This is a genomic window from Pusillibacter faecalis, assembly GCF_018408705.1.
Classification (GTDB): Bacteria; Bacillota; Clostridia; order Oscillospirales; family Oscillospiraceae; genus Oscillibacter; species Oscillibacter faecalis.
In genome coordinates, this window is record NZ_AP023420.1 from 1,899,724 (window position 1) to 1,913,533 (window position 13,810).

The window sequence follows — 13,810 nt, forward strand, 5'->3', positions numbered from 1 at the left end:
ACCATGTGCCAAAATTTTTGTTGTATTGCACCGGGAAGTGTTGTATAATTTCTACATGAGGGCTTGCACCTTGGCCCGATCTCCTGACGGGGAGCGGGCGCGACAGCTAACATAAGGAGTGGAAAGAATCATGAGCTATTCAGTACAGAACATCCGCAATGTCTGCCTGCTGGGCCACAGCGGCAGCGGCAAGACCGCCCTGGCGGAGAGCTTGCTGCTTATGACCGGGGCCATTGACCGCATGGGGCGGGCAGCGGATGGCAATACCGTCTGCGACTACGACCAGGAGGAGATTAAGCGGCAGATTTCCCTGTCCACCGCCATCGCGCCGCTGGAGTACAAGGGATGCCGCATCAACCTGCTGGACACCCCCGGCGCCTTTGATTTCGCCGGCGAGGTGATGGAGGCCCTGCGGGCCGCCGACGCCGCGATTATCGTCTGCTCCGCCAAGGACGGGATTTCTGTCGGGTTGGAGAAGGCGTGGAAATACTGCGAGGAGCGGAATATGCCGCGCTTCCTTTATATCTCCAAGACGGATGAGGAGAACAGTGACTATAACGCCACCTTTAACGCCCTGCGGGAGCGTTTTGGCAAGAAGGTTGCCCCGGTGGTGGTGCCGATCTGGGATGAGAATAAGAAGGTCACAGGCATTATCGATGTGCTGAACAAGCGAGCCTATGAGATGCAGAACCTGAAGAGGACGGAGATTGAAATTCCCGCCGACAAGGTGAGTGTGGTGACGGAATTTAACGACGCACTGAAGGAGTCCGTGGCGGAGACCAGCGAGGAGTTCATGGATAAATTCTTCGGCGGAGAGGATTTCACTTACGCTGAGATGATTCAGGGCCTGCGCCAGGGCGTGCGGGAACTAAGCCTGTTTCCGGTGATGTGCGGCTCCGCCATCAACTGCCTGGGAAGCTTGATGCTGATGGACGATATTGTGGAGCTGCTGCCTAATCCCGCCGAGGGCAACTATCACAAGGCCACCAAGGCTGACGGCGAGACAGAGGAGTTCGTGGTCTCTCCCGGCGGCGTGCCCACGGCCTATGTATTCAAGACCATCTCTGACCAGTACGGCAAGTACTCTTTTGTAAAGGTACTCTCCGGCACCATCACTCCCGATATGCCCATGACCAACGCACGCACCGGCAGCACGGAAAAGCTGGGCCGCCTGTACACCATCCGGGGCAAGAAGACCACTGAGGTGAAAGAGCTGACCTGCGGCGACATCGGAGCCATCGCCAAGATGGAAAAGGTCAAGACCGGCGATACCCTGTGCGATGCCCGCAAGGTGGTGGCCCTCAAGCAGATTCCCTTTGCAGAGCCGTGCTATTCTGTGGCCATCGTACCCAAGACCCGGGGCCAGGAGGATAAGATCGCCCAGGGGCTGAACCGCTTGAACGAGGAGGACCCCTCCTTCTCTGTCACCAACAACGCCGAGACGCATCAGATGGTTCTCTCCTGCGCCGGCGACATGCAGGTGGACGTGCTGGTAAGCAAGCTCAAGAGCCGCTTCAACGTGGAGGCGGAGACCCAGCCCACCCGTGTGCCCTATCGGGAGAAGATCCGCAAGACCGTACAGAAGCAGGGCCGCCACAAGAAGCAAACTGGCGGCAGTGGCCAATTCGGAGATGTGTGGATTCGATTCGAGCCCAACCCGGAGGCGGAGGAGATGGAGTTTGCCGAGGAGGTCTTTGGCGGCTCCGTACCCAAGAACTTCTTCCCTGCGGTGGAAAAGGGCCTGCGGGAGGCATGCGTCCACGGCCCGCTGGCGGGCTATCCGGTGGTGAACCTGAAAGCCGTTTTGTACGATGGCTCCTACCACCCAGTGGACTCCTCTGAAATTGCCTTTAAGACCGCCGCGCAGCTGGCCTACAAGGCCGCCTTGCCGGAGGCCAACCCTGTGCTGTTGGAGCCTGTGGGCGAACTGAAGGTCACGGTGCCTGATAGCTACATGGGTGACGTCATCGGCGACCTCAACAAGCGCCGGGGCCGGGTGATGGGTATGGACCCCACCGGCGACGGCGACCAGGTGATTACCGCCGAGGTTCCCATGGCCGAGATGGGCAGCTATGCCATTGACCTGCGGGCCATGACGCAGAGCCGCGGCAGCTTCACCTTCCACTTTGTCCGTTATGAGGACTGTCCGCCGGCCGCCCAGGAAAAGGCGATTGCCGAAGCGAAAGCTGAAAAAGAGTAACAAAAGGCCGGGGCCATATGGCCCCGGCCTCTGGCTTTCAGGTGGAGACTGGTGGGAAGAGCTTTTGGATACCAATCTGCTTCTGCGGCGGCGCATGGTCAATATGATTATCAAATGTTCTAAATAACAGAATTGCATTACGGATATTGACATTGACTCCTTCTTGGGATATAATGGCAAAACAATCAAATATACCAGATCAGCGATGTAAAGACTTTTGGCTGCAAGCATTGCATAAGCTCAAAAAATTTTAGAGGGGTACCCCTCTACTGTCTTGTGAAACAAGACAGTAATAAGCTTTGATAAAATACAGCGTCGCTCCCAGAAGATGCTGCATTTTATAAAATTGAAAGAAAAAGGAGACGAGAATGAAATGAAGAAATGGACTGCACGAATTCTGGCAATGCTCATGATCCTGGCTCTGGTCGGCTGCGGTGGAGATTCCGGCAGCACCGATGAGAGCGGCGGCTCAGACGGCGAGACACTTCAGCTGACCTTATCCCTGGCGCAGGATACAGAAAACCCCGTGTATCTTGGGGCGGTATATTTTGCGGATCGCCTGAAGGAGCTCAGCGGTGGCACCATGGAGACTACCGTACACCCAAACTCTGCCTTGGGAGGCGAGGAAGAGATCGTGGAGATGCAGTCATATGGCGATTCGATCACGTTTTCACTTCCCTCCGGTTATACCCTTCAGAAATATACGCCCGCCATGTATGCTGCGGATTTCTATTTCCAGTTTGAAAACTACGATCAGGTTTGGGCGTTTTACGATGGCGCATATGGCGATTATGTCAAGGAATCTCTGGACGGAACCGGTCTGGTGGTAACAAGTTTCTGGGACAATGGCTTCCGGAATCTGACCACAACAAACCGGGAGGTACATACAGCCGGGGATCTGAAGGGCGTGAAGCTGCGTGTCATGAGCGCGGAGACCCATATGGCCGCTTGGCAGGCCATTGGAGCCGCGGCCACGCCAATTGCCTATTCCGAGATCTACAGTTCCCTGCAGCAGGGCGTTGTGGAAGGACAGGAAAATCCGGTATTCAACATCATTGGAAGCCGTTTTCAGGAGGTGCAGAAATATCTGATTCTCACGCGGCATGTCCATGACCCCTCCCCATTTATCATCAGTGGAACCGCATGGGACAGCTGGAGTGAAGAGCAGCGCCAATGGGTGACACAGGCCAGCGAGGAGGCGGCGGAATATATGCGCGCCGAAGCAGCTGAAATGGAAAATGCGAAGATTCAGGAGCTGCAGGACGCAGGCATGACGGTGATTGAGCTGACGGAGGAGGAGCGGCAGACCTTTGTGGACGCGGTGGACGGCGTTGCCGAGCAGTTCCGGGATGAGATGGGAGAGGAAGCCTGGGAACTGTATCAAACGTGCATCACAGAGGCACAGGGCTGATCGGAACCCGAGGATAGCCGTTCTGCGTTTGATATGGACGGGGTGTCCATATCAAACGCAGATGATAAGAGTATGGAAGAAAAAAGTACCATAAAAGACACCATGACAGGGAGGGATCAAACCGTGTCTGAAAACCAGAAACCAACAGAATCCCGGTTTATACTCTGGAGAATTCTCGAGGTTTTGGAAAAAATCTTTTGTATTGTACCGGTCGTCATCATGACGGTGATTGTGTTCGCAGCGGTGGTATGCCGTTATATTCTGAGAAATCCGATTGGCTGGTCCGAGGAAATCACCCTGATGTGCATGACCTGGTGTGTATTTGGCGCCGCATCCTATGCGTTTTATCATGGCATTAACGTGGGTGTCACCTTTCTCGTCGACCGGATTGGCGGAAAGCATGGGGCTGCTATCGTTCAGATGGTCATTCATTTGGCTACCATCGTGTTTTTCCTGGTTCTCCTGTATACCAGCTCCATGACGCTGATGAACGTGATGGGAAAGTACAGCACAGCGGCGCATATTCCATTGGCTGTGCCATATTCTGCGCTTCCGGTGGGCTGTGTGATGTGCATCCTGCGGTTGATAGAAATGATGCTGGATTCGCTGAAATCCCGGTGATCAGGGAGCTGTAATTTCCTTGATTCGGATGCTGAGAACCAAAATGGAAATGAGGTGCGTGTATGTCCATTGGAGTGATTCTGTTTGTCTGTTTGATTGTTTTGCTGCTGGGCGGCATCCCGATTGCCGCCTGCATTGGAGGCGCGGCGGTTGTGGCGATGCTGGCCGCAGACCTCCCCCTGCTGAACTTTGCCTCAAAAGTCTATGCCAGTGTGAATAGCTTTACCTTGATGGCAATTCCGTTTTTCATGCTGGCCGGGTCGCTGATGGCGACAGGCGGCATGTCCAGGCGGCTGATCCGGCTGGCCAGCGCGCTGGTGGGCTGGATTACGGGAGGACTGACTCACGTGATGATCCTGGCCTCTGCCTTTTTCGCCGCTCTGTCTGGCTCCGCGCCGGCTACTTGCGCGGCCATCGGCGGGATGATGATTCCGGAGATGGAGAAGAAGGGGTTCCCACCGGAGTTCTCCGCCGGTGTGCAGTGCGTGGCGGGAACGATTGGCCCGATTATTCCGCCCAGCATTCCCATGGTGGTGTATGCCATCAGTGCAGGCGTATCTGTTGGTGAGATTTTTGCCGGAGGCTTTATTCCTGGCATTATTTTTGCCGTCTGCCTGATGATAGTCTCCGGCTGGATCTGTAAGAAAAAGGGCTTTGGCATGGAGAGTAAGACCGAGTTCGACGCCCACGAGGTCTGGGTGGCGTTCAAGGACTCCATATGGGCGCTTTTGGTGCCGGTGATTGTTCTGGGCGGAATTTACAGCGGCGTATTTACACCAACGGAGGCTGGCGCGGTGGCGTCCGTGTATGGACTCTTTGCTGGCTTTTTCATCTACCGGGAGCTGTCCTGGAAGGACCTGAAAAAGATTTTGATGGACACGGCTGCCAATACCTCTCTGGTGCTGCTGATTATCGGCTGCGCCGGCGCCTTTACCTGGGTACTTACCATTCAAGGAATCGCAACGGCGATTGGCGGTTGGTTTGCGGCAGTTTCCAGCGGAAAGATCATCTTTATGGCGCTGACGATCCTGCTCCTGCTGTTCATGGGATGCTTCATGGAATGCTGTGCGTCTGTGCTGATGGTCGTGCCGATCCTTCTGCCCGTTGCACAGTCACTTGGCATTGATCCGGTATATTTTGGTGTCATTGTTGTGATGACGCTGTCCCTTGGCATGGCAACTCCGCCTGTAGGCGAGGACCTGTACATTGCGGCCAGCATTGCGGGCATCAAGTTTGAGCAGGAGGTTAAATACGTCATGCCTCTTGTGGGAGCCGCAATTCTGGCAATTGCCATCTGCGCGGCGCTGCCTGGACTTGTGATGTTTCTGCCGAATCTGTTTTATGGTTGAGCCCCTTTATGGCTGAGTCCCAAATGCATCATCCCCACTTTGAAAAGTTCATTGTGGGGATGATTTTTTCGAATAACGGAGGGACGGGCTTTCTGAGAAAAATTTAACGAATTTCGGGACTCCATATTGACACAGAGGAAATCGGATGATACAATCATCGCATATAAGTTCCAAATAAAAATATAGCGTTCCAAATAAAAGAACAAAAGGGGAAAATAGCACGCATGCAGAGAGGAAGAAAGGTGGTTGGTTATGAATTTGGTAAAGATTGATTTTGACCGCTGCAAAGAGTGTGGCTATTGCATCAAGTTCTGCCCGAAAGGGGTCTTGAGCAAAGGCACAAAGGTCAACAAAAAGGGCTATTATCCGCCGGTGGTGGGAGAGGGCTGCATTGCCTGCGGCACCTGCGCCCGGGTCTGCCCGGATACGGCAATCTCAGTGTACAAAGATGAGTGAGGAGGCAGAACATGGCTAAGGTATTTATGCAGGGCAACCAGGCAATGGCGGAATCCGCCATTCGCGCCGGGTGCAAGTTGTTTTTTGGCTATCCCATTACTCCCTCCAGTGAGGTGCCGGAGTACTACGCAAAGGCAATGGTGGAGCGTCCAGAGGAGAACATTACATTTATCCAGGCGGAGACGGAGGTTTCCGCGTTCAACATGGTGGCCGGCGCGGTGGCCACGGGCCATCGGGCAATGACAGCCACCTCCGGCCCGGGCTTTTCCCTGGGCCAGGAGGCCATGAGCTACATGTCCGCAGCAGACCTGCCGGCGGTGATTGTGGAGATCATGCGGGCAGGCCCGGCCGACGGAGAAATCCTAGCCGCCCAGGGCGATTACTTCCAGGCCGTCAAGGGCGGAGGGCACGGCGACTACAATAATCTGGTGCTGGCGCCCTACTCTGTGCAGGAGTACTGCGACATGATTCAGGAGAGCTTTGAGCTGGCGGAGAAGTATCATAACCCCGTGATTCTCCTCAGCGACGCAACGATTGCCAAGATGCGTGAGTCTGTGGAGTTGCCTGGCTATGTGGAGCAGAAGAATCCAGCCGAGAAATATAACGCGCTGCGGGGCTGCGGCAGCCAGGAGCCCCACAAGGTTGTCACCTGTGGAGACGGCCCCATCCAGTGGGGCGCCTTCAATGACCGGCTCCAGGAAAAGTATCAGCGCATCCGGGAGAACGAGAAGCGCTTTGAGAGCTATTACATAGACGATGCGGACATCATTCTGGTGGCCTACGGCTCGATGGCCCGGGTGTGCGTGAGTGCCATGAACATGGCCCGGGCAGAGGGGAGGAAGGTCGGCATGATCCGTCCGATTTCCCTGTGGCCCTTCCCCGATATCGCCTTTGAGGGCATTACCGGAAAGAAATTCCTGGTATGCGAGCTGAGCGCTGGCCAGATGGTAGAGGACGTGAAGCTGTCGGTTGAGAACAAGCGGGATGTGAGCTTCTTCGGAAAGCTTGGCGGTACGACGCCCTCTCCGAAGGTAATCCTGGCTGAGATTCGGAAAATGGGGTGAGTACATTGAAGACGATTTACGAGAGACCGAAGATTTTTACGGATGCGGTGACGACTTACTGCGGCGGCTGCGGCCACGGCATCGTGGGCAAGCTGATCGCGGAGCTGATTGACGAGATGGGGTTGCAGGATAACGGGATCATGGTGTGGCCGATTGGATGCTCCTGTCTGTCGGACCGCTACTATAACATGGACATGATGATGGCCCTGCACGGCAGAGCTCCCGCTGCGGCCACCGGCATCAAGCGGGCAGACCCCAGCAAGTTTGTCATGGTCTACCAGGGCGACGGTGATCTGGTATCCGAGGGTATGGCGGAGATTATGCACGCTGCCATCCGCGGGGAGAAGTTCACGGTCATCTTCATCAACAATGCCATTTACGGCATGACCGGCGCCCAGATGGCGCCCACGACGCTGCTGGGGCAGACGGCCTCCACGGCGCCGGCTCCCACGGGGCGGATGACGGACAACTCCGGCTATCCGGTGAAGATGGCGGAAATTATGGCACAGCTGCCAGGCGTTTGCTACAGTGAGCGGGTAACGGTGAACACCCCTGCCCGCATCAACGCCTGCAAGAAGGCGCTGAAGAAGGCATTTGAGCTGCAGCTGGCTGGTCAGGGGATGGGTTTTGTGGAGGTACTCTCCCCCTGTCCCACCGGCTGGAGCATGTCTCCGGTAAAGTCCCTGGAGTGGATTGACGAAAAGATGGTAGAGATCTATCCTCTGGGCGTTTTGAAGGATACCACGAAGGAAGGTGCACAGGCATGAAATACGAGCTGTTGTTTTCCGGCATCGGCGGGCAGGGTGTCATTACCCTGGGAGAGACGCTGTGCGACGCTGCCATCAAGGCCGGCTACAATGTGACGTTTGTCCCGTTTTACGGGCAGGAAAAGCGTGGCGGACGGACGATGTGCAACATTGTGATTTCGGATGGAGTGGAGAGCCCGATTATCTCCGAGGCGAACATCATGCTGATTTTCGACGAGCGGTCTCTGGGGGATTATCAGGAGCTGATGGACCCCGACGGAACGCTGATCCTGAACAGCTCCATGATCGATTTGGAGCCCACCTGTCAGTGCGGACAGCTCAAGAAAGTGCCCTTCAATGAGATTGCCCAGGAGCTGGGCAATCCCAAGACCGCCAACGTGGTGGCGCTGGGGTACATCGCAAAGCTCCTGCCGGAAGTTCCCTATGATATCATTGCAGCGGAAGTAGAGAAGTCCTTTGCTGCCAAGCCCAAGCTGATTCCCATCAACTTGGAGGCGCTTCGCAAGGGCTACGAGCTAAACGAGGGCTGAGGAACCACAGCGCCCTGTGCCGTTGTTCGGTGCGGGCATCCATGCGGAAGGAAGGAAACAAGATGAAAATAGTCATTACAGACTGCAGCTGGGGCAGCTATGACGTGGAAAAGCAGCACCTGCCCAAGGATGCGGAGGTGGTCTGCACCCAGATTCTGACAGAGGAAGAGGTCATTGAGACCTGCAAGGGAGCGGTGGCCACGCTGTCTGAGTACGCGCCGTTCACCCGCCGCGTTTTGGAGCAGTTGCCGGATCTGAAGATCATTGCAAACTCCGCCATGGGCGTGGATAACATTGACCTGGATGCGGCCAAGGAACTGGGGATTGCAGTGACCAATGTACCGGATTACTGCTTTGACGAGGTGGCAGAGCACGCCATGGCATTGATTCTCTCCACACTGCGCAACATCCCTGGATATAACGAAAAGGTCCGCAAGGAGAAGAAGTGGGATTTTGCGGACGCGCCCAAGCTCTACCGGATTAATGGCATGACCATGGGACTCATCGGCTGCGGCCGCATTCCCCGCAAGGCGGCGGTGATGGCCAAGGGTTTTGGCATGAAGCTGGTGGGATATGATCCGTATCTTCCCAAGGAAGTGGCAGAGGAGTTCGGCATTGAGATGATGCCGATGGAGCGGTTGGCTGAGGTCAGTGACGTTATTTTGAGCCATGTACCTCTCATGCCCAGTACGGAGAAGATGGTGGGCAAAAATCTCTTTGACCATGTGAAGAAGCAGCCGATTTTTGTCAATACATCCCGGGGAGGTACAGTGGATCACGACGCGCTGTGTGATGCTCTGGAGTCCGGTGCGGTGCGTGCTGCGGCTCTGGATGTGGTGGACGAGGAGCCCGCCAACTTTGCCAGCCGGATTTTTAAGTATGACAATGTCATTTTCACACCCCACGCCGCCTTCTATTCTGAGACGGCTCTGGAAGAGGTGCGCAGGCGCTCTGCGGAGAATGTGACGCATTTTCTTGCCGGTGAGGGAGATATCAATTACGTCGTAAAACCCCAGTAATCTCTCTGATATTGCCTCTGGTTCCAACAAGTCTTACCATTTGTCAGCCCGCCCTTTGATGGCCATCAAAGGGCGGGTATTTTTCGCAACATGAGCATTGGCAGGTCACATAAAAGAGAAAGCGGGAATTTGTATAAAACGACGATTTATTTTCGTCGAAGTTCCGAAATTACAAAGGCATTCTTGCGCGAAACAGAAAAAACAACAAAATCATTGCAAATTTCTTGACAAAGTCTAGGAAAGACGTTAACATACTAAATATACTAATATGGTAGTTGTAAGCAAGACCAACAAACCACGGGAAGAACCTACCGGGCTCCTAATATAGTATCGGTCATAGAAGAACTCGTGCCGCAATGGGCAATACTGTAATAAAGAGCTGCGGACATTTCAAAATCAATCAAGGAGGATGTTCTGTATGAGGAAGATGCCGGTGTTGCTGACCTTTGATGTGGATGGAGAGATGATTTGGCGCTGTAGAGACCCGGAAAATGCGGATCGCCCGGTCACACTGTCTCTGGGCCACTATGGGTTGGACCGTGGCCTGCCACGTATTTTGAAGGTTTTGAAGAAGTATGATGCGCCTGCGACTTTCTTTGTGCCAGGTATGACTGCGGAGATGTTTCCTTACACGCTGACCAGTATTCTGGACGAGGGGATTCATGAGATTGGTCACCATAGCTACAGCCATACCTATCCAGACAAGTTCCCCAGCAAGGAGGCCGAGGCGGAGGACTATGAGCGGGCCAGCAGGATCATTGAGCCTGTAGTTGGCCATAAGCTCAAAGGTTATCGCTCTCCTGCCTGGGAGTTCAGCCGCAATACCCTGGATATTTTAAAGGACATGGGGATTGAGTATTCCAGCAATATGATGGGCACAGACTGCCTGCAGCCGTTGGAGATTTTTGGAGAGAAGTCCAATATCATCGAGGTACCGATTCATTGGATTTTGGATGATGCGGCATTCTGGCTGTACAGCGTGAGAATCCAGGGTAAGTGCATGCAGCCTCTGTCCGCCGTGGAGGACTGCTGGATCAAGGAGTTCGACGGGCTGTATGAGGAATTCATGGATGAAGTGGACAGCGGCGTTGACTCTGATATCGTGTTCGTGCTGACCTGTCATCCCCAGATTATTGGACGGCCCTCCAGGATGATGGTTCTGGAAAACGTGATCAAGCACATTCACTCCTGCCCGAATGTAGAATTTGTCACGATGGGGCAGGCAGTTGCAGATTATAAGAAGCGTCACGGCCTGGCCTGAGTGTCAGATTGAATAAACATGGAAAAGGAGAAAAGAACATGAAAAAAGCAAAGAAGTTGTTATGCGCCCTGTTAGCCATGCTGTTTGTGCTGTCCGGCTGCGGCCTCTCGGCCAACACCAATGTGCCGTCGAATGACGATGCCGACGGGGACACCTCCGGTGAAGTGGTGGAAGCCCCGGGAGAAAATGCGACGGATGAGGAGATCAACGCCTTCATCACAGCAGCCTCCAGCAACCCGGATAAGATGGTCATCAAGTACGCCTCCACCAGCGCGGATCTGAATGGTCAGGCCTACCTGCGGGCGGCCCGGAAGTTCCTGCAGACCTTGAAGGAGGAGCTGGGCGACAAAATTGAGATTCAATATTACATGAATTCCACCTTCGGCGGCACGGCCGACGCGGTTTTGGGCGGCCTGCAGAACAACACCTTCGAGCTCACTGACTGGCCTCTGGGCAGCTTTGCGGAGTTCACGAACGCATTTCAGCCCCTGGATGTCCCCTATCTCGTGACCAGCAATGACGAGTCTTATGAGCTGCTGACTGGGCCGGCAGGCGATCTGATGACGGAAAAGTGTATTGCCGAAACCGGGCTGAAACCGCTTTACTATGGCATCATCGGCATGCGTCAGTTTACCAACAGCAAGCATGAGATTGTAACCCCGGACGATCTGAAGGGTCTCAAAATCCGGGCGCAGAATAACTCTGTGCAGGTCAAGGGCCTCTCTGCCTTTGGCTGCAGCATCAGCACCATGTCTTTCTCTGAGGTGTTTACCTCTCTGCAGCAAGGGACCATTGACGGGCAGGAGAATCCCATCGAGACGCTGTATAACTTCCAGTACTACGATGTACAGGACTATGTGACCATCAGCAATCACCTCTGCACAGCGGGTGCTGTGGTTTGCAACAATGCGTGGTATGAAGGTTTGTCTGACGAGTTTAAGGCCGCGGTTGATAAGGCCGCTCAGGTGGCTGAGGCCTACAGCATTGAGGAGCTGAACAGCTCTGAGAGCGAAGTGCTGAGCCTGCTGGCGGAGAAGATGCAGGTAACAGAACTGACGGAGGAGCAGCTGGCCGCCTTCCAGGATGTTGCAAAGACCGCATGGCCTGAACTGGTTGACGAGATCGGCAGCGATTATATGAACGAATTTTTGACTGCCGCTGGGATCTCCATGAACTGATACCATCAGCAGAAAACAGGATGCTTTGCGTGTGGTGGCAGGGGCTCCTGCCACCACATTTCCGAAAACTAGGACTCATGAGACTGGCGGGGCGCCGCCTCAATAGGAGAGAGACTTGTGAAAAAGAAACTTTTTTGGCTGTTTGACAATCTGGAGTATCTGCTCTCTATGTTCTGCATGGGACTGATGATGTGCCTGCTGTTCATTCAGGTCATTTCCAGATACGTGTTTGGCTACTCTCTTGCGTTCACGGAAGAGATCAGCGTGATTTTGTTTATTCTGTCCGTCTATATCGGCGCGATCGGTGGAACCAGGCGTGGACAGCACTTAAAGATTGAAATTTTGACGACCTTTTTAAACAAAAAGGGGCAAACTGTCTGTCAGATTCTTTCAGATTTGGTGTTCATCGTGGTGAACTGCTTCCTGAGCTATGGAAGCTTCCAGGTGGTGACAAACCTGCTGCACTACGGGATGCAGACACCCATCACGAAACTCCCCAAGTGGATTCCCTATGCGGTCATTCCCCTTGCGCTGGTTTTGATTTCCATCCGCTTGATTCAGGATATCGTGATTCAGATCAAAAAACTGAAAAGCGGAGAGTTGGAGTCTGAAACGCACGAAGAGGAGGCGTGACATATGGAACTGTTGATATTGGCTATCGTAACCATCGTGATGATGGCGATCGGTGTACCGATTGGTATTTCGATTGCAGCGGGTCTGATCTCTACGGCCCTGCTGTTTGATACAACAACGCTGACCTTTATTGCCCAGCAGCTTTACACAGGTCTTGATTCTTTCGCTCTGCTGGCGGTTCCCGGCTTCATGCTGGCGGGGTCCTTTATGGAAAAGGGCGGTTTGTCCAAGAGGCTGGTCAATGTGGCGGAAAAGTTCGTGGGACACCAGACGGGCGGCTTTTGCGCTGTCACCGTGGTGGCGTGCCTGTTTTTCGGCGCGATCTCCGGTTCTTCCCCCGCAACCGTGGCGGCCATCGGCGGTATCATGATCCCTTATATGGTGCGTGAGGGATATTCCAAGGAATTTGCAACCGGCCTCTCTGCGGTTTCCGGCAGCCTTGGCATCATCATTCCTCCCAGTATTCCGTTTGTGATCTATGGCATTGCAACAAACAGCAATATCGGCACCCTGTTCATCGCGGGCTTTGGCCCTGGCATCATGATTGGCATTGCCCTGATTGTAGTTTCCCGCTTTATCTGCAAAAAACGCGGTTATCTTGGCACAGAGCGCAAGTCTACGGGGAAAGAGAAGCTTCAGGCTATCAACGAGGCAAAATGGGCTCTGATCATGCCTCTGATTATCTTGGGCGGGATTTATGGCGGTATTTTCACGCCGACAGAGGCCGCGGCAGTAGCCATTTTCTACAGCCTGTTTGTAGGCTTCTTCGTATACAAAGAGCTCAAATGGAAGGATGTGTTTTCCATTTTGGACACCACGGCCTCCTTTGTGGGGGCGGTGATGTTGGCCTTTGCTCCCGCTGCGGCCCTGGGCGCCGTCTTGAGCATGCTGGGAGTTCCCGGCATGGTCAGCGACCTGCTGCTCTCCATTTCCAGTAACATCTATGTGATCATGTTTATCGTGATGCTGGTGCTGATTGTGGCAGGCATGATTTTGGACACAATCTCGGCTATTGTGCTGCTGGCACCTATTTTGAGCGGCGCACTGATTCCCATGGGGATTGACCCCATTCATCTTGGCACGGTGATGATTGTGGCTCTGGCGATTGGTTTTGTGACGCCTCCGGTGGCTCAGAACCTGTTCGTGGCCTCCGGTATGACGGGACTGCCCATGCACAAAATTGTAAAAGAGGCGTTTCCATTTATTGTGACCATGCTGGTCTGCCTGGTGCTGATCACCTTTTTCCCGGAGATTTCTCTGGCACTTCCAACACTGTTGTCTTAAAATGGAAATCAACTTGCTATTTCGATAAAGAGGGGAT

Annotated in this window: 13 protein-coding genes; all 13 read left to right on the forward strand. The window is 54.0% G+C overall.

Annotation, left to right across the window (positions count from 1 at the left end; translation table 11 throughout):
- Positions 1 to 130: 130 nt before the first annotated feature.
- The 13 genes from fusA (at position 131) to KJS55_RS09505 (ending at position 13,773) form a co-directional block, all read left to right on the forward strand.
- On the forward strand, positions 131 to 2,200 hold the full coding sequence (fusA, locus tag KJS55_RS09445; protein ID WP_187029215.1) for an elongation factor G: 2,070 nt from the start codon (positions 131 to 133) through the stop codon (positions 2,198 to 2,200).
- A gap of 373 nt (positions 2,201 to 2,573) precedes the next feature.
- Positions 2,574 to 3,611, forward strand: coding sequence for a TRAP transporter substrate-binding protein (locus KJS55_RS09450; RefSeq protein WP_213543234.1), 1,038 nt, complete (start codon positions 2,574 to 2,576; stop codon positions 3,609 to 3,611).
- 123 nt (positions 3,612 to 3,734) lie between these two features.
- On the forward strand, positions 3,735 to 4,232 hold the full coding sequence (locus tag KJS55_RS09455; protein ID WP_213543235.1) for a TRAP transporter small permease: 498 nt from the start codon (positions 3,735 to 3,737) through the stop codon (positions 4,230 to 4,232).
- 62 nt (positions 4,233 to 4,294) lie between these two features.
- Positions 4,295 to 5,581 (forward strand): TRAP transporter large permease, encoded by a 1,287-nt coding sequence (locus KJS55_RS09460; RefSeq protein ID WP_187029221.1) that lies wholly within the window; start codon positions 4,295 to 4,297, stop codon positions 5,579 to 5,581.
- 252 nt (positions 5,582 to 5,833) lie between these two features.
- The gene (locus KJS55_RS09465; RefSeq protein ID WP_187029223.1) at positions 5,834 to 6,037 is read left to right on the forward strand and encodes a 4Fe-4S dicluster domain-containing protein; all 204 of its coding nucleotides are present in this window, start codon (positions 5,834 to 5,836) and stop codon (positions 6,035 to 6,037) included.
- A gap of 11 nt (positions 6,038 to 6,048) precedes the next feature.
- Positions 6,049 to 7,101, forward strand: a complete 1,053-nt coding sequence (gene vorB, locus KJS55_RS09470) for a 3-methyl-2-oxobutanoate dehydrogenase subunit VorB (RefSeq protein ID WP_213543236.1) — start codon at positions 6,049 to 6,051, stop codon at positions 7,099 to 7,101.
- Between the two features lie 5 nt (positions 7,102 to 7,106).
- On the forward strand, positions 7,107 to 7,868 hold the full coding sequence (locus KJS55_RS09475) for a thiamine pyrophosphate-dependent enzyme (protein ID WP_187029811.1): 762 nt from the start codon (positions 7,107 to 7,109) through the stop codon (positions 7,866 to 7,868).
- On the forward strand, positions 7,865 to 8,398 hold the full coding sequence (locus KJS55_RS09480) for a 2-oxoacid:ferredoxin oxidoreductase subunit gamma family protein (RefSeq protein ID WP_187029227.1): 534 nt from the start codon (positions 7,865 to 7,867) through the stop codon (positions 8,396 to 8,398). The genes KJS55_RS09475 and KJS55_RS09480 overlap by 4 nt, the downstream gene beginning before the upstream one ends.
- A 62-nt stretch (positions 8,399 to 8,460) precedes the next feature.
- The gene (locus KJS55_RS09485; protein WP_187029229.1) at positions 8,461 to 9,417 is read left to right on the forward strand and encodes a C-terminal binding protein; all 957 of its coding nucleotides are present in this window, start codon (positions 8,461 to 8,463) and stop codon (positions 9,415 to 9,417) included.
- Between the two features lie 418 nt (positions 9,418 to 9,835).
- Entirely contained in the window at positions 9,836 to 10,678 is an 843-nt protein-coding gene (locus KJS55_RS09490; RefSeq protein WP_187029231.1) for a polysaccharide deacetylase family protein, read from the forward strand.
- Between the two features lie 38 nt (positions 10,679 to 10,716).
- Entirely contained in the window at positions 10,717 to 11,856 is a 1,140-nt protein-coding gene (locus KJS55_RS09495) for a TRAP transporter substrate-binding protein (RefSeq protein ID WP_187029233.1), read from the forward strand.
- 117 nt (positions 11,857 to 11,973) lie between these two features.
- The gene (locus tag KJS55_RS09500) at positions 11,974 to 12,489 is read left to right on the forward strand and encodes a TRAP transporter small permease (RefSeq protein WP_187029235.1); all 516 of its coding nucleotides are present in this window, start codon (positions 11,974 to 11,976) and stop codon (positions 12,487 to 12,489) included.
- A gap of 3 nt (positions 12,490 to 12,492) precedes the next feature.
- The gene (locus KJS55_RS09505) at positions 12,493 to 13,773 is read left to right on the forward strand and encodes a TRAP transporter large permease (RefSeq protein WP_187029237.1); all 1,281 of its coding nucleotides are present in this window, start codon (positions 12,493 to 12,495) and stop codon (positions 13,771 to 13,773) included.
- The last annotated feature ends 37 nt before the right edge of the window (positions 13,774 to 13,810 follow it).

Coding starts and splice junctions, on each gene's coding strand:
- fusA (WP_187029215.1), top strand. CDS start 131: ATGAGCTATTCAGTACAGAACATCCGCAATGTCTGCCTGCTGGGCCAC.
- KJS55_RS09450 (WP_213543234.1), top strand. CDS start 2,574: ATGAAGAAATGGACTGCACGAATTCTGGCAATGCTCATGATCCTGGCT.
- KJS55_RS09460 (WP_187029221.1), top strand. CDS start 4,295: ATGTCCATTGGAGTGATTCTGTTTGTCTGTTTGATTGTTTTGCTGCTG.
- KJS55_RS09465 (WP_187029223.1), top strand. CDS start 5,834: ATGAATTTGGTAAAGATTGATTTTGACCGCTGCAAAGAGTGTGGCTAT.
- vorB (WP_213543236.1), top strand. CDS start 6,049: ATGGCTAAGGTATTTATGCAGGGCAACCAGGCAATGGCGGAATCCGCC.
- KJS55_RS09480 (WP_187029227.1), top strand. CDS start 7,865: ATGAAATACGAGCTGTTGTTTTCCGGCATCGGCGGGCAGGGTGTCATT.
- KJS55_RS09485 (WP_187029229.1), top strand. CDS start 8,461: ATGAAAATAGTCATTACAGACTGCAGCTGGGGCAGCTATGACGTGGAA.
- KJS55_RS09490 (WP_187029231.1), top strand. CDS start 9,836: ATGAGGAAGATGCCGGTGTTGCTGACCTTTGATGTGGATGGAGAGATG.
- KJS55_RS09495 (WP_187029233.1), top strand. CDS start 10,717: ATGAAAAAAGCAAAGAAGTTGTTATGCGCCCTGTTAGCCATGCTGTTT.
- KJS55_RS09505 (WP_187029237.1), top strand. CDS start 12,493: ATGGAACTGTTGATATTGGCTATCGTAACCATCGTGATGATGGCGATC.